Origin of the sequence: aff. Roholtiella sp. LEGE 12411, assembly GCF_015206995.1 — a bacterium.
Lineage (GTDB): Bacteria > Cyanobacteriota > Cyanobacteriia > Cyanobacteriales > Nostocaceae > Komarekiella.
Map to the genome: position 1 here is coordinate 1 of NZ_JADEXR010000087.1, position 25,071 is coordinate 25,071.

A 25,071-nucleotide genomic window follows, 5' to 3' on the forward strand; every position below is an offset into this window, starting at 1 on the left:
GGGATGGGGCATGGGGGATTGTTATTCTTTTTTGCTCCTCTGCTCCTTTGTTTCTTTTTCTGTCCCTAATACCTAATAAAAGCTGAAGTGTATAGACTCTTTAAATGAGCCTACACACTTGATTTTCAGGAGTCTTCGTTAAGCAGATTTTCGGCACAAGCTAATTGCAATTGAATGATTTCACTCATTTGCTGACTAAAGTCTTGTCTCGCCTGTAAAAAAACAGTATGTGCTCTAGTTAACTTTGAATTATTAGAATTGAGCTTTTGATACTGGGACTTATTTAAATCGAACATACTGATGGTTTTACCAAATCTTTGGGTTATGGCAGGTGGGGAAAAGATGGGTTGAGGAATTTGCGGCTCAATTGCCCTTAACTCAGAAGATTGTAATTGTTCTTTAAGTTCAAAACCGTTATCAATGATATTTTTCGTTTTGACTTCTTCTGGTTGAGTTTCTTCTGGAGCGATCGCGCCACCACTGTTCAAAGAATTTATTTCCAATTCTGGGAAATTAGGTATATTTAGCTGCTGTTTTTGGGGGCGATGAGCTACGCCCCGCCGGAGGCGATCGCGTTTAATTTGTTCACCTATATCTTGAAAAAGTTTCCGGTTTTCTTCACTCAAAATTGTGTCAGTAATTGGGTTCCCACCTAGGGTAATTGTTCTCAAGGTTGTTTTATGATTACTAGTTTCTGGAGTGAGACTGTACAGTGGTGATAAGTCCACGTTCACCTGATGGCTGAGTAGTTTTGCTATAGCTTTGACCATCGAACTATGATCATCCATCCCTCTACGATTTAGGGATATTGTGATGTGTTCTTGATTGCCAAGGATTTTATCAATCCATCGAGAACAAACACTACCAGCACCCGCTTCGAGAAATATTCGGACACCATCATCGTAGACACGGTTAACTAATCGCGGGAAATCCAGTTCTTGGCATAATCCTGTAGCAATGTTGTGAGCAATAACCTCACTATTCAATGCGATAGGTTGATAATCAGCAGCAGAATAGAAGACAATACCCGGAAGAGTTTGTGATGGGAGAGTGTTTACCTTTTTGATTTCCTCGTATTGCGATCGCATTGCCTCACAATGGATCACATGGTCGAAAGGAGCCGGAAAAGAATTGCAACCCAGAGTTTCAATCACTCGCTTACAAGCTGCTGTCTCACCAGCAATTAAAACTTCCTCTGGTGTATTAATCTGAGTTAAATAAACATGTTTCTCATGTTTAATACATTCCCTGATTTGTGATGGAGTAGCCATGAGAACATAAGTACTCCAAAAATCATTGTTTTGTGAATTTGGTGTCAATCCCCAATATTCACGCACAGCATTTTTCGGGCCAGATAACTTATCTCCAAACAACGGAGATGAATTTAACGTGTTACTTCCACCCTCAAAATCGCTCCAAACTCCTTGAGCAACCATCATACTAGTTTCACCCAAGCTGTAGCCAAAAACGCATTGTGGCTTGACTTGAAAATCATCTCGAAAAATTGCCGTCATGTATCTGGCAAAAGCTATTTCACTCTCAAACATTGCCAGAGAATCATCTAACAATTGTTTTTCGAGAGTTTCTAATTGCCTAGTTGACAATTTATTCAAACTTCTGGGATAAACCAGCTTCTCAACATCAGCAGCACGGTTGTAAAGATTGTTGGTTTTCAAGTCCTCAAAGACTTTAGGGAATAAGCGGAAGACAGTGCGACCAATGCCAATATAAGAATTGACCGCCGCTGGATAAACGTAAGCTAAAGCTCCGGTTTTACCCAATGGTTTAGCTGTGAAATAACTACCTAGAGGTGTTTGCCAATCTGTGCCATTTTCAAAAGCATTATTTACACCTTTGCGAGCCGATTCAATTTCTTTAAGTAATTCTTTTTTGTTACGTCCTGTAATTGCTAGAGCATATTTTGCTTGTTGATGTTGTCCAAAAGTAGCAAATGTTTGGCTAGCAGTAGCTGCTAAAGAAGAACTATCCTCGATAGTGTGTTGTAGACTGTTCAGCAGTTCAGGTAAATCTGATTTATCTTGTGCTGCTATGGGGAAAAGATGGAAAGGCATTTGCTGCAAATACCTGCTGCTGCGCTCCTCTTGGATGGGTTCTTCTGACAAGATTAAATGGGCGTAAGTCCCATCTATCCCCATACCGTTAACTGCTGCTACTCTGCGTGTGCCATCTTTGCCCAGAAACCAAGGTCTTGATTCCGTGGCAACATAGAAAGGACTACCTTCCCAAACTTGTGGTGTTTTGACGCCTGACCAGTTGGGGGTTGCAGGAATATACCTGTAATGCAGACACAAAGCGGTTTTGATGAGGCTAGCAATTCCCGAAGCCATATAGGTATGCCCGATATTGGCTTTGACGCTACCTAGGGCACAGTGTAAACCGTCTCCCATCGGCGGATAAGCTTGCAGTAAACCTGTAATTTCGGCTGCATCTTCTTGAGGAATACCACTACCACAAACTTCCACATAGTTAACGTCTGTAGGGTCAATACCCGCCATCTGGAAAGCTTGATTACAGACTTGGTTAATAGTTTCCGCATCTACAGAAGTTGAATTAGCTTGTCCAAAGCTAATGGCATCAATAACTGCATAGATACGTTCATTATTTTCTTGAGCAGTGTCGTGACGCTTCAGCACAACTGCACCAGCACCTTCGCCAACCATCCAGCCATCTGCTTTCTGGTCGTAACTTAAGGTATTGACACCAGTATTAATTTGTGCATATTGGTTTCGCAGCAAGACATTTTCCACGCCGCCTGCTAAATCAACAGCACCAACAACTACAGCATCAACTTCCCCGGTAGTTAGTAGCATTTGTGCCACTTCCAACGCCTTGAGGACAGAAGTTTCCACCGCCGCGACTGTGAACGCTGGCCCGGTGAAATTCCACAATGCAGAAATCCGACTCGCCATAATGTTGGCGATGTAACTGAGATATTCACCAAGTTCTACTGGATTGTGAACACTGTCTTTGACAATGCTTTCCAGTTGAGCAATTTTTTCCTCTGGCAAAGTAATTTCCGCATTGTTCAAGCCATCTTGAATTTGCCAGGATGAATTCCATCTTTGTTGTAACTGATGTACTGAAAATTCTGCTTCTGCGGCAACGATAATCGCCACATTACTACCTTCTGGAATTTTCGCATCTTTGAGGGCGCGATCGCTCACCTTCAGCAGTAACAGTTGTTGCGGATTTAGCTTTTCAACTTCATTCGGGGGGATTTTGTAAGCTAAAGTATCGATATCAAAATCTTGGATATATGCCCCTACTGGTGCTTTACCTTCAGCTAATCCGTATTCTTTGAGTAAGTTTTCTTGCTGTTCAATTCCATGCCATCTGTTTGGCGGTAGAGGAATAAAATGCTGTTTACCGTCATAAATACTGCGTTCAAAAGCATCTAATCCATTGCAACCACCAAAAAAGGCATCCATACCGACAATGGCAATTTTGGCTGGTGGAAGCGGTGCAATTGAGTCAACTGGTGTTGTAGTTCCTTGCTCAATAATTAGGTGGGAATTAGTACCGCCAAAACCAAAAGCACTTACAGCCGCCCGTTTAATTGATGTATTCTTGTGTGGCCATGCTGTAGCCTTAGTGACAATTTTGTCGGCGGAAATTACACCACTTTCAGATGTTAAAGGGTCAGAAACATTAATAGTTGGCGGAATTATGCCATGAGTCATACTCAAAACTACCTTAGTTAAGCCAACCATGCCAGCGGCGGTTAACAAATGACCAACATTAGCTTTGGTAGAACCTAACTGAGGGGTAGCATGATGTTGACCAAAAAAGGTTTCTATGGATTTGACTTCGGTGGTATCTCCTAGTAATGTACCAGTTGCATGACACTCTAGATAATCAATACTTTGAGGACTGATTTGTGCTTCATTGTAGGCTCTTTCAAAAGCCAAAGTTTGCCCTTTGGAATTAGGGCTAAGTAAATGCTTACCCTTGCCATCATTTGATAGTCCATTACCACAGATGGTGGCAAGAATATTATCGCCATCTCTAACGGCATCAGAATATCTTTTCAGCATTACCATCCCAATACCATCGGCGGGAGTTAGCCCTCTAGATGACTTATCAAATGGGGAACTAATCCCATTTTCTGGATATCCTTGAACACCAGAAAATAACATCCGCACAAATAGAGAATCTGCACAACTAATTGCTCCAGCCAACATTACATCAGCTTTGTGCGATCGCAAATAATGAGACGCCAGCTTTATAGCATAAAATGATGAAGAACAAGCAGCGTCTAAACATAAATGAATCTGCGATAGTTCAAAAGCTCTAGCAACTACCGCAGCGGGTAAGCCAGATATCATGGCATTGTATAAAGACGCTTTAGCTGTAGTTGGTAAAGCAGCTAAATCAAAGTCTTGATCCTGCAAAAGTTCTCTAACAGCAGGCGCAATAGTTTGCTGGTAAATTGGAGAGAATAATTGATGAGAAAATTTGGTTGGGAATGAAAGATTCCCCAAAATTACACCACACTTGGAGAGAACACTTTGATTCCCCCAATAGCCACTTTGTAAAATTGCTTGTTTAGCAGCATACAGTGACCATTTAAAAGTATCATCCAAGCTTTCTGCAAGTTCGGCTGGTAGATTGTATTCAGATGGATCAAACTGAAAATTGCGGATGTATCCGCCTTTGAGGGAATATGTTTTATCTAGTGTACCTTTAACTGGGTGGTAAAAGATTGTCGGGTCTACTCCCATTTCCGCAGAAGTTGCAGATGATGTCGAATCTTTTTGATCAATCAGATTCTGCCAAAATTCTTCAGGATTTTGAGCATCGGGGAATAGACAAGATAATCCGATGATAGCTATTTTTTCCACTGTTTATATCCTCATCAGCCGCTAGGCATTTAACTTACCTGTTTGGGTATTAGGCAAGAAGTAACTAAGAGACGGTAGGATTTACGCTGTTCCCCAAACTTAAGAAGTGCAAGTCAAGATGCGATGAAAGCTTGCTAACTGAGTGTTAAAGGAAAATGACTGTTTGTAGTAAGCACTTTAATGCTGAATTGAGCGCTCAAGCGCTGACTACGAACGTAGAAGACTACTAACTTTTGAGTAATTTCATAGACCAAATAATGGCATTAGCTCCGAGCATTTGTGAGTAGATTTGCCCTTGAGCATCGTGTATGATAAAATTGGCGATCGCGCTGTTTGTAGTAAGCACTTTAGTGCTGAATTGAGCGCTCAAGCCCTCACTACGAACGTAGAAGACTACTAACTTTTGAGTAATTTCATAGACCAAATAATGGCATTAGCTCCGAGCATTTGTGAGTAGATTTGCCCTTGAGCATCGTGTATGATAAAATTGGCGATCGCGCTACTTGCTGTTTTAGCTTTCACTTCACAAGAAACATAAAAAGTTTCATTGCATGGTATAGCCGCAAACTGTTCAAACTTCTCTACTTTTCCAGGTAAACAACCTTCTTGATGAAAATGTTGTGTCCAAATCCATAAAGCGTGCATACTCAAATCAGTTGTATATGGATTGACCCATTGCACTGGAAACTGTCCTTGTTCCTGTTCGCTGATTCCTTGCCAAAGACATTCTGTAGTTATCTTTTCAGGACTAATATTTAAGACTCTTTTAACTTTCTGAAAAGCTGGGCCGTGAAATAATGTAGCTCCCCCATTTTGATAAAAATCTTCACCTGTGGCAGTAATAATATTATCTAATTCCAGGTTGATTGATTCGTAAGTAGGAACAATGGGGATTTCTCGCTGGAGATTTAGTTGAGCGCTAAAGTTATAGTGGACTTTGCCTTCTGAATTTTTACTCCATATTTGAGCCTTGAGTTCAATGTTTTGATAATTAATTTTGGAAATTTCTTGTATTTCTAAAATATGTTCTTTCGCCAGTTTTTCATTAAAAGTAATTCCCTTCAAAACTTTGAAATCGTTGTAACTAAACAACCTATACCCTGGATAAAGTTGCTCACAAGCGTTAATAATCCATGTCATTGCACAAGTAGCTGGTAAAACTGGATAACCAGCAATGACATGATCCCGCAAAAATGGATTTGCTTCCAATGTCATTTGGCGACGGATACGATAGGTTCGCAGTTCAGTATCTAACTCTGTTGCGGGGGGAGTTAGTGGACTACCAATCACAACTTGTGTAGTTGTATGATGATTGGGATGCAACTCGTTGACTAACATTTGTGTGCCAACTTCCACAGGAATAATCTCAATACCCCGTTCAGCAAAAGCCTTTTTGAGTTCGGGTGTCACCATACCACTATCCCAAGCTCCCCAATTAATCGCCACCGCGTGACAAGCAGGATAGTTTTGTTTAATTAAATGGGCTGATTTGTTGAGAATTTCATTAGCGATCGCATAATCAGTTTGACCAACATTCCCGTAAAATCCAGTTACAGAAGAAAACAAAACTAAATGCTGAAGTTGCTCAGGATTGACACAAGATAAGAGATTTTCCAACCCCTGAACTTTAGCTGCATAAACCTTCTCAAAATCCTGCTCTGTTTTCTTTTCAATTAACTTATCAGCCAAATTACCCGCACCGTGGATAATTCCTGTAATCGCACCCAAACGTTGCACAGCAGCAGCCAATTTTTCCTGTAAAGCCGCCGGCTCTGTAACATCGACACTAATATATTCTACTTGGGCTCCAGTTAATTGAATTGAACAGAGAGTTTTTTGGATTTCGCGGCTAGAAGTAATCTTGTTATAGACCTTTTGCACACTCATCGGTGTGGGTTTTTCACCCAGAGCCAGAAGATTCTCCATGATGCGTTTTTTCAAAGCGGAATCTTCAAAACAATCTTGAGCAAAATCAGGCTCAGTTTCTAATAATTCTGAACGACCCAGAAGAATAAACTTGCAAGGTTGGTACTGTGCTAATTTGATAGTACACTCAGCCGTAATTCCTCTTGCACCGCCGCTTACAACAAACACAGATGATGGACTAAGCTGGGCTGTTTGTGTCATAAATCCTCTGAAATATCTGCATAAATCTAATTACTTATTTCCTCTGTGTTCCCTGCGTCCTCTGCGGTTCGTTTCAAAATTTTTTTATATAACCCCAGAGGCGCAGAGAACGCACAGAGAACAGATGAGGTGATTAACTTGCGATGAGGGTGACTCGTCCTTGTGAACCGTAGCCAACTTCGCTAATGTAGAGATTAGGATCGTGAAGTTCAGCAATAATGTGTTGTGCTGATTGTTGAGCATCGATAGCTGGATTTAAATCGATGGCTCGCGTAAATACTTTTGGCCATTCCCATCTCAGACTTTTAGTTAATCCGAATAAACCAGCACCAATTGCGCCAAAGTTAACTTGATGTTCTAAGCCAAAGGCTCCATCTAGATGAGCAACTGTGCAAAAACAACTACGTCCGTACTGCGCTGCTTGATTGAGGGATGGTTTGAGATGTTTCGCCATTAAAAAGACATGTTTGACGATCGCCTTTTCCGCTTCTAAATAAGTCAGTATCCCGGTGTGATTTGCTGTAAATACTGGATGTAGATGGATAAACGCCCCAACCACTCCGCAGTGAGATGCGATCGCTTTTAATTGTTGTTGAAGATGTTCTTCACTCCAGTTCCCTAGGGTGACACGAGTTACACCAGCGGGTAAAGGTGATTGTTGGGGAATCAGCGATTGGGGAAAATTAACAACTACTACCTTCCAGCCTTGCTCAATTAGCGAGTTGGCTAATTTAGAAGTGGTGAGGGAACCATCATCGGTAATTAAACCGACGTGTCCCTCTGGTAAACTGAAATCCAAATAATCTGGGTGCGCTAAGAATTTGAGTTGGGCTGTGTGACGTGGGATTTGGTGAATTATTTGAGGTGGCTGCTGCTCAAACTCATACTCAGACTTTTTTTTTTCACCTCCAACCAACTGCTGGAGATAGTCAACTATTTGACCGATGGTGCGTAGTTCTCCCAAATCTTCCATGTCTGGCTTAGGTAGATTGGGGTACATTTCTTGCATCGCCCCTAAGATTTCCACACGTTTGATGGAGTCGATACCCAAGTCCGCTTCCATGTCCATTTCCAGTTCGAGCATTTCTACTGGGTAGCCAGTTTTATCGCTGGTGATCGCTAACAGGGTTTGACCTAAGTCGGCAAATTCATTACTGACTGTAGGTTCCGGTGCTGTGTTCAATTCAACAACTAGGCTTGGCTCAGGTGAAGTGATGACCTCAGCTACGGGGATCATTACCTCTGGAGCAATGGCGATTTCGACAGAAACACTTGTAGGAGCAAGGGATTGCAGATACTCTACTACTTGGCCGATGGTGCGTAGTTCTCCCAAATCTTCCATATTTGGTTTGGGTAGGTTGGGATACATCTCCTGTAACGCTCCAAGGATTTCCACCCGTTTGATAGAGTCAATCCCTAAGTCTGCTTCCATATCCATGTCCATTTCCAGCATCTCTACTGGGTAGCCCGTTTTGTCGCTGGTGATGGCTAACAGATTTTTATCCAAGTCAACAATATCGATGGTTGCGCCTGGTGATGGTTCTGGGCTAAATGCAACAATTTCGTTGACTGGTGGTGAGCTAATTTGGACTACTAACTCAGTATGAGGTTCTGCTACCGGGGCGGTTGGGGGGATAGGTATCTCAACTATCGGCTCAACTACCTTGGAAATGGCGGGGAGGGGTGCTTGGGTAAAAGTTAAGCCATTTTCAGCTACAGGCGCGATCGCAGGTAAAGGCTGGCTTTCTACAATGTTGGTAGTAGGGGGTACAGGTGCATCTGTAACAGTTGTTTCGGTAGTGAAAGGTACGAAATGATGGCGTTCGCTTACCCCGTTGCTAAGTGTCTCCTGCGATTGAGTCGCTCCCTCATCAGAAATTAGCTGATAATACTCTTGTTGGATAAGTTGGAAAAAGTTTTTGGTATGTTCTACCTGCTCTTGAAGATATTGTTCATGGATGCGTAAGGTTTCACCTTGTTGAGAGTGAAATTGCATCATGCTACGCTCTAAGCTTTCCATGACAACTTGTTTGAGCTTGGCAGTTTCCATTGAAGGTTTACTATTACTCAACAAAGAATGTTGCTGTTGCATTAGTTGGAAAAACGTTTTGGCGTATTCCATCTGATGGTTGAGATAAGTTCCGTGAACTTGTAAATTTTCTGCTTGATTTTGCTGGAACTGTGTCAGCAGGTATTCTAAGCTTTCTAAAAGCTGTTGATAATTTGCAAGTTTTTCTGGTGTTGGTTGCATCTTCCCTCCGGGATGCTGTGCGTACGACTCCTGGACTGTTTGATGTGCAGGGGTTGCAGGATTAATCTGTTGCTCTGGTTGAGTAGTGACACTAGTGGGGGAGTTAATCACACTAATCACTGATGGGGTTGTAACAGGGGGTGTTTTTTTATGTCCATTACTCTCAAAAGAATGTGGAGTAGAGACGAGATTAATCGCGTCTGTAAATGTTGAATTTGGAGGATTGTCTTGTAACTCAGGACTCTTGACAGTTTCAGATGGAATCAGAGGTAATGTCACTTTGTGCCCATTCTGCAAAGCTTGAGTAAAGGCGTTTTTCGTTTTTTCGGATCTATAGTTGATGCCGTTTAGACGTACATTTAGCGTCTTCTTCTGCTCAATTGGGGGTAGTGTTTGGGGGAGGTAGTAAGGATCGAGGTTATTCAAAGCCAAACCGATGACGCGCAACTGCACTACTGCTTCTCGCAGAGAGCGATCGCTATTCTTTTGAGTGCTGGGGTTTAAAGATACGGTAAGATGTGGGCGATCGCCGAGGGTATCTTTCACCAAGTTGGTGAGAATTCTCCTGGGGCCAAATTCCACAAAGCAATAACCACCCGCCGCATAGATATTTTCAATCTCCTGCTTAAACAGCACCGAGTTGGAGAGGTGGCTTTCTAGGATTTTTTGAATAGTTTGCGGTTCTTTGGGATACTGCTTGCTGGTAACGTTGCTGTAAACAGGGATTTGAGGATTTTGGAAGGTGACGGCTTTGGTAGCGATCGCAAAAGATTTCTGAGCAAAGGCGATTAACGGTGTATGGAAAGCTGCTGATACAGGTAATAGAACAGCCGCATATCCTTTGTCGTGTAAAGCCTGACGCACTCTGGCAATTTCTGCGGTAGGCCCTGCTAAGACAAATTGAGTTGGAGAGTTTTGGTTTGCGATCGTTACTTGGGGAAAATGCCTCAGCACTACTTCTACTTTGCTGATATCTTCTTTGACAGCCAACATACTCCCCGCATCATGATCAGGGTCTTCTGGAGCCGCCATGGCTTGCCCCCTAGCCTTCACCAGGAACAAGTAATCTTCCTCACTCAAAACACCCGCAGCCCACAAGGCTGTGAGTTCTCCAAAGCTGTGTCCCGCGACAAAATCTGATTTGAACCCAGCTTGTTGCAGTATGGAATAAAGCCCAGCGCTAAACACCCCGATGGCAGGCTGAGCATATTCTGTGCGTTGCAGAGCAGCAATTTGGGCATTCTTTTCTGACTCCTCAAACACTGGATGAGGAAAAACTATCTCTGAGATGGGCTGCAAATTATCTTTGAGTAGCAGGCTATCCATCTGCCCATAAAGACGCCGCAGAGCAGGAAAATTCATCACCGCTTCCCGGCCCATTTCCAAGTATTGCGAACCTTGTCCAGAAAATAGCGCGACTACTTTTCCGCCCAGATTCATACCAGAGGAACGATAGTAAATTCCTTGAGGATGCTCCCAAGATGCTACTGATCCTTTGTGTTTCAACCAGTCGATACTAGTTTGTAGGAACTTGCAAGCTTCTTGCAGATTTTCGGCAACAAACCCAACTCTGGCATTAGAGAGAGGAATCTCTTGCGCTTTACACTCTTTGATTAATTCTGCATAGTGTCTATCTCCTCCATCCGATTGCAACTTAGCTAAAATCTCTTCAGATTTAGCCAACAATTGGGCTGGAGTTGCAGCAAACAACAGCACTTCACTAGCAGCATTATTTAAGCGATAGGCATGATTCTGTTCTTCCCCATATTCTTCGAGGACGACGTGATAGTTAGTCCCGCCAAAGCCGAATGAACTTACACCCGCGCGTCTTGGTGCTTCGCCTTCTGCACGAATCCAAGGCCTGGTTTCTGTGTTCAAATAAAATGCCGAATTTTTGATGTTAAGTTTGGGGTTCGGCTCGGTAATGTTAATTGTGGGTGGTAATACTTTGTGATGTAGTGCCAAAGCAGTTTTAATCAAACTTGCTGCACCCGCTGCGGCTTTTGTATGTCCGATTTGTGATTTGACACTACCCAAAGCAATGTGCTGTCTTTTTGAATCATGTACGCCAAAGAAGTCACTCAAAGAGCCGAATTCTGTGGGATCTCCAGCCATTGTACCTGTACCATGCGCTTCCATTAAACCAACTGTGGCGGGAGAAAAGCCGGCATCCTCATAAGCACGTTCTAAGGCTTTAACTTGGCCTTCTTTGCGGGGGGCATAAATGCTCTTGTAACGCCCATCGCTAGAAGTACCGATGCCCTTGATGACTGCATAGATTTTGTCGTTGTCGCGTTCGGCGTCTTCCAAGCGTTTGAGTACAATCATGCCGATACCTTCACCTAGCATCATCCCATCCGATTTCGCATCGAAAGGTTTGACATTCTCACTGGGAGAAACAGCCGGTGTTTTGCTGAATGATATATAAGCCATGATTGTGTTGTCGGTGTCAACACCACCAGTTAGCATCATGTCAGAGCGATGCTCAACTAGCTCGCTAATTGCCATTTTTAAAGCACCGAAGGAACTCGCACAAGCAGCATCAACTACGCAGTTCATCCCGCCAAAATTCAGACGATTAGCAATTCTGCCGGCGACTACGTTAGCTAACATCCCTGGGAAAGCATTCTCATCCCACTTCACGTATGCGCTTTTGATTTTCTCGACGATTTTTTGCGTATCTTCATCAGATAAGCCGCTACTTTTGAGAGCTTTTTCCCAAATTGGATACTCTAATCTGGCAGAAAGTGGCATTCCTAATTGCTTAGCCATGGCGACACCTAAGATGACGCCAACCATCTCCCGATTAAAGTCGCTCTCTTCGCCATAGCCTGCATCTTCCATCGCTGCTTTTGCAACTACTAAACTCAATAGTTGCGATACATCTGTGACTTCTAAAATACTTGGCGGTATGCCGAATTCCATTGGGTTAAAATCCACCTCTGGGATAAACCCACCTCTTTTACAATAGGTTTTATCTTCAGAAGTTCTAGGGTTCGGATCGTAGTAATCTTCTACGCTCCAGTGGGTGGATGGAACATCAGTTATACAGTCAATTTTGTTTACTATATTTTGCCAGTATTCCCGCAAATTTCTGGCTTTAGGTAATAGAGATGCCATCCCAACGATCGCTATAGGATTATGTTGCAGTTGTCTGTTAATTTTGTTGATTGACACTGATTTTTCTGACTTCATGTTTTTTTCCTCTATAAACCTAATCAAATCCTTTTCACAATTGTTGATCTGGGTTTCTAACTCCGCTAAGGCAGTATCAATTGAATAAGCAGGCATAGGACATAGACTAATCTTGAGTACTGTGGATTGTTCAGCTACAGTAATTTCTGTCGCCCACGAACAATGAGGAGCTACTTTTTCTTGCAAGTAGCTAGCTATCTTATCTACGTTTGTGTAGCGTGGCGCAGGCAAGAATAAATGCTTTTCTCCAAATCAACACCACACGATACATACTGCCTTCATAGAGCCAAAGATTTATAGGCATGGCAAATAGCGATCGCGTAATAATGTTATACAGTGCTTGACTCTTGGTATTGTGGCAATAGGTCGATAACGTTGTCGAAACTCGTAAAATAATCTTGGAGTGCGTTAGCTGCTTGACCAGTGAATTCAATCCATTCGTAATCACACATATTTTGAGCAATTGTGTCCCACTGGAACAATGAAAACTTAGGAGCAACTATTAGGAAGGAAACGCTTTTTTCTCCTGAACTAGCTTGATTATCTAGCTTAATTTCAGCGACATAGCTGGTATTAATGACAACGTTCTGTATCTTGAGAGCCATAGCCCATTTCGACGTCCAGGATAATATATTTTATGAAACTTGACCAAGAAAAGATGACAAGTTCGTTACAGAAAAGACATCACCTTTAATTCAATTTGTACAATATGAACAAGTACATCAATAGTCTGAAAGTGATGACAAAGCAGTTAGATTTAGTTATTTTTTTATTTTAAAATCTCAATTAAATAACTAATTTATCTGACCGCTTTGAAGCATTGAATTAATAAAAACCCTAGCACACTTTATCAAAACTAAATCATTACTTTAAATTTATTTTATAAATAAAATAGCTCCTCGCTGATGTAATTGTCGAATAGATTTAAACACAAAAGTATAATTTATGACTTTAAATATAGTAAATAATGTTGTTTTCTGCGGGTAATTCACAAATTTTCTCTTGATTAAGTTAACAGTGGAAATATGTTGTCTATTAAGTAACAATTCAATAAATACATAGATAGATTGAATAGCCATTAGTGCCTTTTTCTCAAGGGAACATCATAATTCAGCCATGCTTTTTGATGAATTTTTAATCTAAATCAATTTAAGAACTAAAGTAGTTATTTATAAAGCAAATGTTAATTTTTATTATGTTGCACCGTAAACATAATAATGATTCCGTCAGACTGAATACGGCTACAGCATCGATTCAGTAGAGACGTTGCAATGCAACGTCTCTACTAAAGAATCGGTTTTGCAATGCAACGTCTCTACCAAAGAATTGGTTTTGCAATGCAACGTCTCTACCAAAGAATCGGTTTTGCAATGCAACGTCTCTACCAAAGAATTGGTTTCTCTCGCCCCTACTCTGAAAAGTTAGATACCCGACTTCTCAAAGAAGTCGGGTATCTGCTTAGTTAGTAAAAGTGATGAGAATGTCTTATAGTACACAACTGTGCTAACAACAATCTGTTAATAATAGCAAAGCAGATTAATAATTAATAATCTGTTTGGATTGTGATTAGCAGATGAGTAATTTTTCTCAGCCTATAATTCTTAGCACGACAAACATTCTTGTAATTAGAGCGGAAGTTATACAGAGTTATTCGGTTGACAAATCCAAATTTTTTCGCAATACTTGAACACAAGTTTATCCAAATCTGACTAGCGCTTCATTATTTTTGAGATTTAATTTTTTTAGCTAGCGCTATTGTATTTTACGCTACTGGATTATAGGTCAAATTAGGATAAAACTTAGGAAGCTTTGGAGTAATGCCATTATTCATTTTGACGCCAACCTAGTGCTTTATGGCGGCTGTAAAAGTGTACAACAATTCATATAAAACCAATTAGACTTCCCGGTTTATTCAGGTAAAACCATAGAGGAAAAGCCCTCTTAGTTAATCGGATAAGTCTTTTCTAATCGACTGATGTAGCTATTTAGGCTATCCCTTGGTAAAGCAGAATTGGAATAAAAATATGGCAGTAAATAAAGAAAGCCGATTATTCACAAAACATGTAGGTCGGTGGCGAGTAATATTGGCAACTTCTATCATTTTAGCTACCGGACTAGTATCTTTCTACAACTTTTCACCATTTTGGCCTCGACCTAAAGTTCAGACTCCCCCGGCGAATCCACCAAAGACCGTCACTCCCGTAAAAGTTGCTGTAACTGCACTAGGACGTTTACAACCAGAAGGCGAAATTACCTCTTTGTCTGCTCCTAGTTCCAACAGCGGTATACGAGTAGACAGACTGTTGGTTAAGGAAGGAGACGAAGTTAGAGCCGGGCAAGTATTAGCTTATTTGGAAAACTATACTCGTTCTACAGCAGCCCTACAACAAGCTTTAGATAAACTGCAAGTTGCTAAAGCGAAACTAGCGCAAGTCAAATCTGGGGCTAAAACCGGAGATATCAAGGCTCAAAAAGCTGCGATCGCTACTTTAGGATCTCAATTCAAAGGAGACATTGCAACTCAAGAGGCAACAATTGTCCGTATCCAGGCTCAGGTAGACAACGCTCAAGCCGAGAATGATCGATATCAACAGTTATACAAACAAGGTGCGATCGCTGCTTCCGTAGCAGATACTAAAGCCTTACAACTGACAACTACACAACAACAATTGACCGAAGCTCAAGCCACTCTCAAGCGAACTCAGGACATTTTCCAACAACAGCAAAAGCAAGCACAAGCCCAACTCAACAGTATTAGCGAGGTACGTACTGTAGATGTTGAAGCAGCACAAGCTGATGTTAACAGTGCTGTGACAAGTATTAGACAAGCAAAAGCAGACCAAGAGTTAACCTACATCAAATCTCCTATAAATGGCAAAATTTTGAAAATTCATGCCAAATCTGGAGAAGTAATCACTAACACAGGATTTGCTGAAATAGGTAAAACCTCTCAAATGTACGTGATTGCAGAGGTGTACCAAACCGACGTTCAAAAGGTGCGTGTAGGACAAAAAGCCACCATTGCTAGCACTGCATTTACTGGAGTGCTAAAGGGAACTGTAAAAGAGATTGGTTGGCAAGTTGACAAACAAAGCATCTTCAGCCTCAACCCCGGCTCAGATACAGACCGCAGAATAGTTGAGGTAAAAATCTCCATCGATAATCCCGCAGATAGTGAACGGGTAGCTCGTTTAACAAACTTACAGGTGGATGTTGCAATTCAAATGTAGTCAAAGGTCAAGAGTCAAAGGTCAAAGGTCATGGGTCAAGAGTTATTAATCAGTGGTTACAACTAATGACAAATAACAAATGACAAATAATAAATAACAAGTGAATCCATGAATTTTAAGATTCCTTTAGCATGGCTACAGCTAGCTCAACAAAAAGTGCGTTTTGTAGTAGCTGTAGCGGGTATTGCTTTTATTGTTCTGCTAATGTTTGTGCAACTTGGCTTCCAAGATGCTCTTTATTCTAGCGCTACCGCAGTGCATCAAAACCTGCGAGGAGATTTATTTTTAGTCAGCTCGCAATATAAATCTTTGACCTCAAATCAAAGCTTTTCACGAACTCGTTTGTATCAAGCTCTAGGGTTTGATGGTGTAGAGTCAGTTAGCCCCATGTATTTACAGTTTGCAAAACTGAAAAATCCCGCAACTGGAGAGAAATATTCAATATATGTTATTGGTTTCGATCCAGGAAACCCCGTGATGAATATTCCAGAAGTTAATAGAAATTTAGATAAACTAAAAATTCCTGATGTCATGCTTTTTGACCGGGATTCTCGTACAGAGTTTGGGCCAATTGCTAAACAATTTAATATGGGAGGTACAGAGCAGACAATTGAAATATTTCCCTTTAATTCATTAATTGGCTATAGAGTGAGAGTTGGTGGTTTGTTCAGCTTAGGCCCTTCCTTTGGAGTAGATGGCAATTTAATTGTCAGTGACTCAACTTTCCTTAGAATAAATCCAAATACCCGTCCGGCAGAAATGATCGATGTCGGTGTAATCGCTCTTAAACCTGGTGCTAATCCAGAAAGAGTGCTGAAAAATTTACAAGCAAGTTTACCTAATGATATCCAAGTTTTTACTCGTCAAGGCTTTATTGATTTTGAGAAAAAATATTGGTCTGTCAGAACACCTATTGGTTTTATCCTTAACTTGATGCTAACAATGGCTGCTGTGGTTGGTGTAGTCATTGTCTATCAGATTCTTTACAGCAACATTACTACACAGTTCATTGCTTACGCTACTTTAAAAGCAATAGGTTATGCCAATAAATATTTATTGAATGTGGTTTTTCAACAAGCCTTAATCTTGGCAATCTTAAGTTATATTCCCGGATTTATTGCTTCTGTAGGTTTATATGATTTTGCCATGAAAGCCACTAAACTCCCAATAATCATGACTGTGAATAATGCAGTAATTGTCTTAGTATCAACAGTTCTCATGTGTATAACTTCTGGAGCACTCGCAATCAATAAACTTCGCTCGGCAGATCCGGGAGACATTTTCTAACCTTTAATTATCAATAAAAATCAGCAAAATATTTCTGCTTTTGAATATAGAAAAAAGCAGGCGATCGCTTTGCCAATATATACAGCAATATCCACTAATTTCAAAGTATTGCGCCTCAAAAAATCAAACACAAACAAACCAATAATATTTGCTTTATGAACCTCAAAAACAAAACAATTCTGATTACCGATATTAACGAATTTCTCGGTTTACGTACAGCCGAATTAGCCATAGCGCAGGGAATGAAAGTTCGTGGTCTACAAAGTTCCCCAGAACAGGATAAAAAAGCGCAGAATTTAGGTATTGATGTAATTGTTGGCAGTATTATAAATCCCAGCATTGCCAAAAAGGCTTGTCAGGGGGTAGATATTGTTTTACACACAGCTCAAATTGCCGAAGAAGCTGGTTCAATCAAACATTTTCGTGAAGTAAATGTTGGCGGTACTGTTAACATGGCTCAAGCGGCTAAAGATGCTGGTGTCAAAACATTTGTGCATCTCTCAAGTGTGATGGTCTATGGTTTCAACTATCCTGATGGCGTCACAGAATCCGGGCCAATCTCTAGTGAAAATAATCCCTATTGTCAAACAAAAATAGAAGCCGAAACAGCACTTTTAGAACTAAATGCTCCACCAGAACTTGGCATTATTATTATTCGAGCCGGAGATATTTATGGCCCTGGGAGTATTCCCTGGATAGCTCGGCCAATTAACATGATGCGCCAAAAACTTTTCGCATACGCCAATGATGGAAAAGGAGTTATAAATCATGTGTATATAGATAATTTAATTGATGGCATCTTTCTGGCGATAGAAAAAGAAACTTATGGAGAAATATTTAATATCACCGATGGACAAGAAACTTCCTGGAAAGAGTATTTTATGCGCTTAGCAGCAATGGAAGGTTTACCTGCACCACTTTCATTACCAAAAGATGAAATTAAATTGTTTCTGCGATTGCGAGTTCAAGGACAAAAGCTGTTTCGCAAAAAAGTAGATATCTTACCGGAATCTATAGATTTCATGACTCGTCCCTATGCTTGTTCCATTGCTAAAGCACAAAGCCTGTTAAATTTTAAACCAACAATTGATTTAGAAGAGGGAATGCAGCGAACACATGAGTGGCTGCAAAACACGGATATTCAAAAGTTACTTCAGTAATGAGATTAGTTTGTAGTTAGCGCTTTAGCGCTGAAGCGCCAACTACGAACTATGGTTTAGCATCAAAATAACTTTACCAAAAATTATTTTACTAGACCAAAAATGATAATTTGATTAATGCCATCTTTCTAGTGATAGATTTTATGTTTTATCAGTCTGCTTATTACATCAATAAAGCACACAATCTATTTAGCTAGAGACTAACAATTTACCTAAAATCTGGAATTTGATGCACATATAAATGACAACGAAGAACCGAAATTTAAAAGTTGATAAAATAAACTATGGTTTTTCAGAAACCTTATTTAGCATGAGCAATAATCAGCCGCGATTGAGCATCGGATTACCTGTATACAATGGTGATAAATTTCTCAAAGAAGCTATAGATTCACTCTTGGCTCAGACCTTTGAAGATTTTGAGCTAATTATTTCAGATAATGCATCTACAGACAAAACTGAGGAAATTTGTAGAGCTTATGCTGAGCAAGATAAACGTATACGTTACTACCGCAATGAAAAGAATATAGGTTGCGCCTGTAACTTCAATCGCACCTTTGAATTATCTTCAGGTGAATACTTTAAGTGGGCAGCCTATGATGACTTACACGCGCCTGATTTTCTGATGAAATGTGTGGAGGTACTTGATAAAGACCCTACCGTAATTTTGTGCCATTCCCATGCGTATTTCATTGACAAACATGGGAAATTTATCCAAAACTACGAGATTAAACTTAAGACAGATTTACTACAACCACACAAGCGTTTTCACGAGTTGCTGAGTAGGCATGTAAATTATCAATGTTACGGGGTAATCCGTGCCAGTGCCTTGAGGATGGTACCACCTATGGGCAGTTACGCCCAAGCAGACGCAACTTTATTGTTAAGGCTTGGTCTTCTTGGTCGGTTTTATGAAATTCCCGAATACCTATTTTTTGCCAGATACCATCTACAACAATCAATGAGTATGTTCTGTCCCAATTACTTATTGGTTATTAACGACGATCCCAAAGAATTATTGAGAATGAATTCTGACCTATATGCTTATTCAGTGTGGTTTGATTCAGCAAACGAGGGGAAAATTTTGTTACCACATTGGACAATTTTATGGGAGTATTCACGCTCTATATGGCTGTTTCAACTAAGTTTGTATGAGCGATTACGTTGCCATCTAAGTTTATATACGCAGTTAAAAGGTACAGAATATCTTTTGCTGAAAGATTTGTTTAAAGTTATTCAAATACTTTGGGAACGTTGGCAAATACCATCAAATAAAGAACAGCAAATTACACTTTGAGCTAATATTTCAAGAAATAAAAGCTGGCGATGGCTGCACCAAATTCTGCAAATAACGCAGCTTTTCATAAGCACCAAGACAAAACCAAACATGATCAAATTATGCTGAAAATATCTCAAATCCATCATTTTTTGTTTGCTACTTTAATGAGCCTCAGCCTTGCTGAAACCGTAAATGCTGAACAGACTGCAACACTGACTATTGCGGTAAATGGCATCCGTCACCAAAAAGGTGAAATTTGTTTTAGAGTTTTTGCAAATGAACGAGGATTTCCTCTAAGTGATACTAGTGAAGTTCAAAGTGGCTGCGCTAAGATTACCGGAAATTCTGTCAAAAAAGTTTTCTCTGGCTTAAAACCGGGTGCTTATGCTGTCGCTGTAGTTGACGATCAAAATGGCGATCGCAAACTCAACACAGACTTTTTTGGTATTCCCCAAGAAGGTTTTGGAATCTCCAAAAATCCCACTGTCTCAATCCAAACAGGAACACCAAAGTTTCGTGATGCTAGTGTTGCGGTAAGCAAAAATACAACACTCAACATCGTCATGAAATATTCACTTGATCCTTAAAAAGGACAACAATTAAAAATACTCCCCCACTCCCCACGCGATAGCCGCTATAAACAAGCTGATATTCTGCCGGAGACTAAAAATTTAATGAAAGATTTGACGATATTCCTGTCTAAGTCTTTGCTAAGCTGGCTGGCTATTCAGGTGTTTTTAACGCTTGTCTTTTTATGGTATCTGCGTTTGTCGCAAAAGAACTTATTACCAGATAACCAGTTGCCTAAAACAGCAGTGATTCTTTGCTTACGCGGAGCCGATCCTTTTTTACCTAACTGTTTGCGATCGCTTCTCAAACAAAACTACCCAGACTATGATTTGAAGCTAATCGTTGATAGTCACGAAGATCCTGCTTGGAAAATTGCCAGTAATACCATCACAGAGCAAGGAGCAACTAACGTTCAAATTAGCCCTCTAAGAATCGTACGCAACAATTGTAGTCTCAAATGCAGTTCTCTAGTGCAAGCTGTTCGTGAGTTAGACGATTCCTACAAGGTGGTAGCTTTAGTAGATGCTGATACAATAGTCCATCCCAATTGGCTGCGAGAATTAGTCAGTCCTCTAGCTGATGCCAAAGTGGGGGCGACAACTGGTAATCGTTGGTATGTGCCAACAGGTAGGCATTGGGGATCTTTAGTACGCTACATAGGTAACGTATCTACAGTAGTGCAAATGTTCCTCTTCCAAATTCCCTGGGGCGGGACTTTGGCTGTCAAAACAGAAGTGCTTCGCCAAACAGGGCTGCTAGATAAGTGGGCGCAAGCTTTAGGCGAAGATCTCATGATCCACAATGCTTTGAAAAAACAAGGGTTGCGGGTAAAGTTTGTGCCTTCTCTACTAATAGTCAATCGTGAAGAGAGTGATTTACCAAGCTTACTAGACCATCTCAAACGCTTGATGGTTTGTTCTCGATTTTATCACCCACGTTGGTTAGCTTTAGTTAGTGAAGCAATTTCTAGCATAGTGTTTCCTACTATAGCCATAGTGTTATTTCTAGAATCGTTGTTAGAGAAACAATGGGAAACAGCGGCACTTTTGTTTCGCAGCTATAGCATTTATACCATAGGATTACTTTTGCTAATGCTCATTGTAGAGCATGGTATCCAGCAAGTGATTCGCTTAAATGATCAACCACTGACAGAATTATCAGCTGTTACAATCATCAAAATGTTGATTGGAATTCCCCTCACACAGTGGGTTTATGGGTTAGCGATAGTATCATCACTGTGGATATCAACAGTCACCTGGCGCGGTGTCAGCTATCGAGTCAAAGGGCCTTGGAATATCCGGCTAATCGAATACCGCCCTTATCAATGGTTAGATCAACCTGTTGATAGTAAGGTTTCTCTTTAACGTCATTAGTCATTAGTCATTTGTTATTGGTCATTAGTTTATCGCTACAACCAACTAATACCAATTTGTAATTCCTAAATTTTTAAAGAAAGCATCTGTAGCCTTAATTTAAAGAATTGGTATAAAAACAAATGACCCTTGACCCTTGACCCTTGACTCTTGACCCTTGACCCTTGACTCTTGACTCTTGACTCTTAACAAATGACAAATTACCAATTAAAAAACATTATCTTGCACCATGAAAACACCACCTCTTCGGATTGCGCTATTTACAGGATTATATGCGCCGTTTTTAACAGGTGTCTCCGTCGCAGTACACCAACGGGTTCGTTGGCTATTACAACAGGGACATGAAGTTTTACTAGTTCATCCTCAAATTAACGACCAGTACCCCGAAAAAGTTGGCAAACGTCCGATGTCAGGACTGGATGAATTAAAGCCCTTCCCCAACTTTTCTGCTTATGCATTTCCTACCAAGCCGCTAATCTTCTACAAATCTCTTCCTCAACCGTTGAACTACCGCCATTGGAATGATACCAAGTTACTTGAGAGCTTTCGTCCCGATGTTGTAGTGGTTGAAGAAGCCGCGCAAATGAGAGGATTATACTCACTTTTATTGCAAGGTTATGGTCGCCCTGTTGGTACGGAATATGCAAGGCGTACAGGTATTCCAGTAATATCCCTTTTCCACACCGATATCGTTGCTTATATCAAATATTATTTGGGAGATCAATTCTTCAGCTTGGTACGTCCAATTATTCCTGCTCTAATCAAGCAATTCACTGAATCTTATGACTTTAATTACTTTTCTTCTCAAGAACAGTTGACTAAGTACAGGGAGATGAAATGCCAACGCGCCGAATACCTTCCCTATCAAGGTATCGATTGCGAAAAATTTCACCCGCGAAATATCTGTTACAATCCTATTCCCGATGACCACAGACCAATTCTGCTGTTTGTCGGACGCATCACTGCGGAAAAGAATGTTAGCCAACTTTTGGATGCATATCCGCTCATCGCTGCCAAAATTCCTGATGTTCATTTGGTAATCGTTGGTAGCGGCCCCCAAGATGAAGAAATTCGTGAGCGTGCCCAAAAGTTTGAATCTGGAATTACTATGTGGGGTGAATCTCACGGTACAGAACTTTTAGGTTGGTTCGCTAGGGCAGATGTATTTGTTAACCCGTCGGTTACTGAAAACTTCTGCACTACAAACAACGAAGCGCTGGCATCTGGAACCCCTGTGGTTGCTGCGCTTGCTCCTTCCACTTCCGAACAAGTATTTCCTGGACGCAACGGCTTTCTTGCTGAACCCAACAACCCGTCAGATTTTGCCCAAAAGGTAATTGCAATTCTGGAAAATCCTGACCTCAAAGCAAATTTAACTCAGCAAGCTCGTCCTTCTATACTCGAATTCGATTGGTCGGCATGTATGCAAAAGTTTGAAGACAAACTTTACCAAATCGTTGAAACATCAAAGAAGGTTGAGGTTGAGGCAGTATGAAAGTCTCATTCAACTGAGATATTGCACCAGTTCCAACAACCGCCTGAGAATTAATTTCCTCTTTTAGCTAAAGTCTTCTAAAAGAAGTTTGAGTCCACTAAAGTGGAGTTGGGCTATTAGCCTAGAACTTGAGTCTTGGGCGGACGAGGGTGCTAATTGAGAACGGAATAATAAAACCATAAAATTCGGTTTAAAAAATATTATTGCAAGACATAAACTCAGGAATTAAGTCCTAATAATTGATTGAATAGACTTGATTTTTAAAGTTTAGTCATCAACAATAAACATTAGGTCTAACATCTTGATAGACGCTCTTGGTGACAACTTAACCTTATCCAATGTCCAAAGTCCGCGAAAGCGGACTTTATTTATGAAAGTCGCCGGGAAACTCCGTCAAGAAAGTGGCCCCAGAGGGATGGTCGTCCGCCGATTTAGGGTAAGACTTCCGCAAGAACTCTCTGTCTAAGTCTTATTTTGTGCGTAATAGCTTATATACTTTTTACAAGCGATCGCTTGTGTTTTTGTGCGTGAACCTTGATATTCTAATCTCGAATGCTAGACTCTTTGTCTGAACGGTTAATTCAAGAGTCTTTAGAAAGAATTTCTCAACTAACACTGATGATGAACGCCCATCGACTTTCTACTATTGTCCGAGTAGATAAAGTAGTAATGCTTGAACAGGGGTGTATTGTAGAACAAGGAAGGTTAAAGAGTTACTAGAACAGCTTGGTAAGTTGGTAAAGGTAAATAATGGTAATAATGGTTGTCGTAATTAACACCCTTATTTCGCTGATACTGCTCTATGCAGTTTGGCGAGTCTGGCGACTCAAGCAGCAGCTAGCATACATAGCAGATAGGTTAACTGACTATGAACGTTGTACCCATGCAGCGTTGTATCAAGCACCTGAAAACATTTATATAAGTCAACAGAGTATTCATAACTTGCGCCAGGGAAACCAAGGTTTACAGGTGCAAATTCGACAAGTGCGACAAATTGTCAGCCTGTTATTTTTAGGACGACAAGTTTGGCGGGGAAATTTTCGCAGACTAAATTTTACATCTGGAAAAAAGATAGTCACAAAATGAGTTAATGAATAAAAGCAACATTTCTGGCTGATATATTGTCACGATAAATTAAATGAATAAAATCCTTTGGGTCTTGCAAGGAGAGAAAACCCACTTAAAATAAGTCTAAGGAGAGAAACAACAAGATGTCTAATAACCGTTCTGGAGTATTTATTGGCGGGTTGATGTTGGGAGCTACCATCGGCGCTTTGACCGGGTTGCTAGCAGCTCCACGTACAGGGCGTGAAACGCGTAAACTATTGAAGAAATCTGCCAATGCTATCCCAGAATTGGCAGAAGATTTATCAACAAGTGTACAAATCCAAGCAGATCGTCTTTCTGCTAGCGCACTACGAAACTGGGATGATACTTTAGATAGATTAAGGGAAGCGATCGCAGCTGGTATAGATGCTAGTCAGCGAGAAAGCCAAGTCTTGAAGCGGCAAACAGCTGTAGAAGACTCAGATACTGTTCCCCAGCAATTAGAACGCTCATAAATAGCATAACTGTGATTCATCCCCTGTTTTGGTTGGGACTATCCATACTATTAGTCGCTACCAGTTTGACTGCGGTTTTGGTAGCGGCAATACCAGCTTTGCAGGAACTAGCACGCGCTGCCCGCAGTGCAGAAAAGTTATTTGATACCCTTTCACGAGAGTTACCACCTACTCTAGATGCAATCCGCATGACTGGCTTAGAAATCACTGACTTAACTGATGATGTCAGTGAAGGTGTCAAAAGCGCCGGCCAAGTCGTTAAACAAGTTGACCAAAGCCTCGATACTGCAAGAAAACAAGCTCAAAATCTGCAAGTAGGCACACGTAGCGTCTTTGTAGGCGTAAAAGCAGCTTGGAGAAACTTCACGCGCCCAAAACCTACGAGGCGAACAGTTGAGCGTCTGCCAATCAATGAAAAACCACCGCTAACGTTGCGCGAACGAGAATCACTCAGGCAGGAAAATCGCCGGATAAAAACAGAGGCATATCGCACTGAGGATGAAGATTTACTTTCCAAGCCCACAGCCTCCGACGATTGGTATAACCAAGATTAAAAAGCATCTTGGGCATTGGGCATTGGGCATTGGGCATTGGGCATTGGGCATTGGGCATTGGGCATTGGGCATTGGGCATTGGGCATTGGGCGTTGGGCATTGGGCATTGGGCCTGTGTCTGTTACCCAT

General features: G+C 41.0%; 16 protein-coding genes and 1 pseudogene. 13 read left to right on the top strand and 4 right to left on the bottom strand.

What is annotated here, in order from left to right:
- Positions 1-125: 125 nt before the first annotated feature.
- The 4 genes from IQ246_RS18490 to IQ246_RS18505 all read right to left on the bottom strand — a co-directional run bounded on the left by IQ246_RS18490 (position 126) and on the right by IQ246_RS18505 (position 13,040).
- The gene (locus IQ246_RS18490; RefSeq protein ID WP_194004804.1) at positions 126-4,862 is read right to left on the bottom strand and encodes a PfaB family protein; all 4,737 of its coding nucleotides are present in this window, start codon (positions 4,860-4,862) and stop codon (positions 126-128) included.
- A 396-nt stretch (positions 4,863-5,258) separates the two neighbouring features.
- The gene (locus IQ246_RS18495) at positions 5,259-6,989 is read right to left on the bottom strand and encodes an SDR family NAD(P)-dependent oxidoreductase (RefSeq protein WP_194004805.1); all 1,731 of its coding nucleotides are present in this window, start codon (positions 6,987-6,989) and stop codon (positions 5,259-5,261) included.
- A gap of 133 nt (positions 6,990-7,122) precedes the next feature.
- Positions 7,123-12,531: a type I polyketide synthase gene (locus IQ246_RS18500; RefSeq protein WP_194004818.1), complete on the bottom strand. Its 5,409-nt coding sequence runs from the start codon at positions 12,529-12,531 to the stop codon at positions 7,123-7,125.
- Positions 12,532-12,764: 233 nt separating this feature from the next.
- Complete coding sequence (locus IQ246_RS18505; RefSeq protein WP_194004806.1) at positions 12,765-13,040, bottom strand: hypothetical protein; 276 nt, start codon at positions 13,038-13,040, stop codon at positions 12,765-12,767.
- Between the two features lie 699 nt (positions 13,041-13,739).
- On the opposite strand from IQ246_RS18505, the gene IQ246_RS18510 reads away from it, so the two are divergent.
- From IQ246_RS18510 to IQ246_RS18570, 13 genes and pseudogenes are all read left to right on the top strand, one after another.
- Positions 13,740-13,901, top strand: a complete 162-nt coding sequence (locus tag IQ246_RS18510; protein ID WP_194004807.1) for a hypothetical protein — start codon at positions 13,740-13,742, stop codon at positions 13,899-13,901.
- A gap of 558 nt (positions 13,902-14,459) precedes the next feature.
- Positions 14,460-15,665, top strand: a complete 1,206-nt coding sequence (locus IQ246_RS18515; protein ID WP_194004808.1) for an ABC exporter membrane fusion protein — start codon at positions 14,460-14,462, stop codon at positions 15,663-15,665.
- Positions 15,666-15,773: 108 nt separating this feature from the next.
- Complete coding sequence (gene devC, locus IQ246_RS18520; protein ID WP_194004809.1) at positions 15,774-16,952, top strand: ABC transporter permease DevC; 1,179 nt, start codon at positions 15,774-15,776, stop codon at positions 16,950-16,952.
- 155 nt (positions 16,953-17,107) lie between these two features.
- Entirely contained in the window at positions 17,108-18,112 is a 1,005-nt protein-coding gene (locus IQ246_RS18525) for an NAD(P)-dependent oxidoreductase (protein ID WP_194004810.1), read from the top strand.
- Between the two features lie 310 nt (positions 18,113-18,422).
- Positions 18,423-19,406 carry a glycosyltransferase family 2 protein gene (locus tag IQ246_RS18530; protein WP_194004819.1) on the top strand — a complete coding sequence of 328 codons (984 nt, stop codon included), beginning with the start codon at positions 18,423-18,425 and terminating at the stop codon, positions 19,404-19,406.
- A 101-nt stretch (positions 19,407-19,507) separates the two neighbouring features.
- Positions 19,508-19,975, top strand: coding sequence for a DUF2141 domain-containing protein (locus IQ246_RS18535; protein WP_194004820.1), 468 nt, complete (start codon positions 19,508-19,510; stop codon positions 19,973-19,975).
- 87 nt (positions 19,976-20,062) lie between these two features.
- A complete protein-coding gene (locus IQ246_RS18540) occupies positions 20,063-21,322 on the top strand; it encodes a glycosyltransferase family 2 protein (RefSeq protein ID WP_194004811.1) in 1,260 nt (419 codons plus the stop codon).
- A gap of 238 nt (positions 21,323-21,560) precedes the next feature.
- Positions 21,561-22,826: a glycosyltransferase gene (locus tag IQ246_RS18545; protein ID WP_194004812.1), complete on the top strand. Its 1,266-nt coding sequence runs from the start codon at positions 21,561-21,563 to the stop codon at positions 22,824-22,826.
- A gap of 301 nt (positions 22,827-23,127) precedes the next feature.
- Positions 23,128-23,292 (top strand): hypothetical protein, encoded by a 165-nt coding sequence (locus IQ246_RS18550; protein ID WP_194004813.1) that lies wholly within the window; start codon positions 23,128-23,130, stop codon positions 23,290-23,292.
- Between the two features lie 89 nt (positions 23,293-23,381).
- A pseudogene (locus IQ246_RS18555) lies at positions 23,382-23,602 on the top strand (ABC transporter ATP-binding protein); the annotation flags it as partial.
- Positions 23,577-23,912: a hypothetical protein gene (locus IQ246_RS18560; protein WP_194004815.1), complete on the top strand. Its 336-nt coding sequence runs from the start codon at positions 23,577-23,579 to the stop codon at positions 23,910-23,912. The pseudogene IQ246_RS18555 and the gene IQ246_RS18560, both read left to right, overlap by 26 nt.
- 125 nt (positions 23,913-24,037) lie before the next feature.
- Positions 24,038-24,388, top strand: a complete 351-nt coding sequence (locus tag IQ246_RS18565) for a YtxH domain-containing protein (RefSeq protein ID WP_194004816.1) — start codon at positions 24,038-24,040, stop codon at positions 24,386-24,388.
- 11 nt (positions 24,389-24,399) lie between these two features.
- Positions 24,400-24,942, top strand: a complete 543-nt coding sequence (locus IQ246_RS18570; protein WP_194004817.1) for a DUF948 domain-containing protein — start codon at positions 24,400-24,402, stop codon at positions 24,940-24,942.
- Positions 24,943-25,071 lie beyond the last annotated feature (129 nt).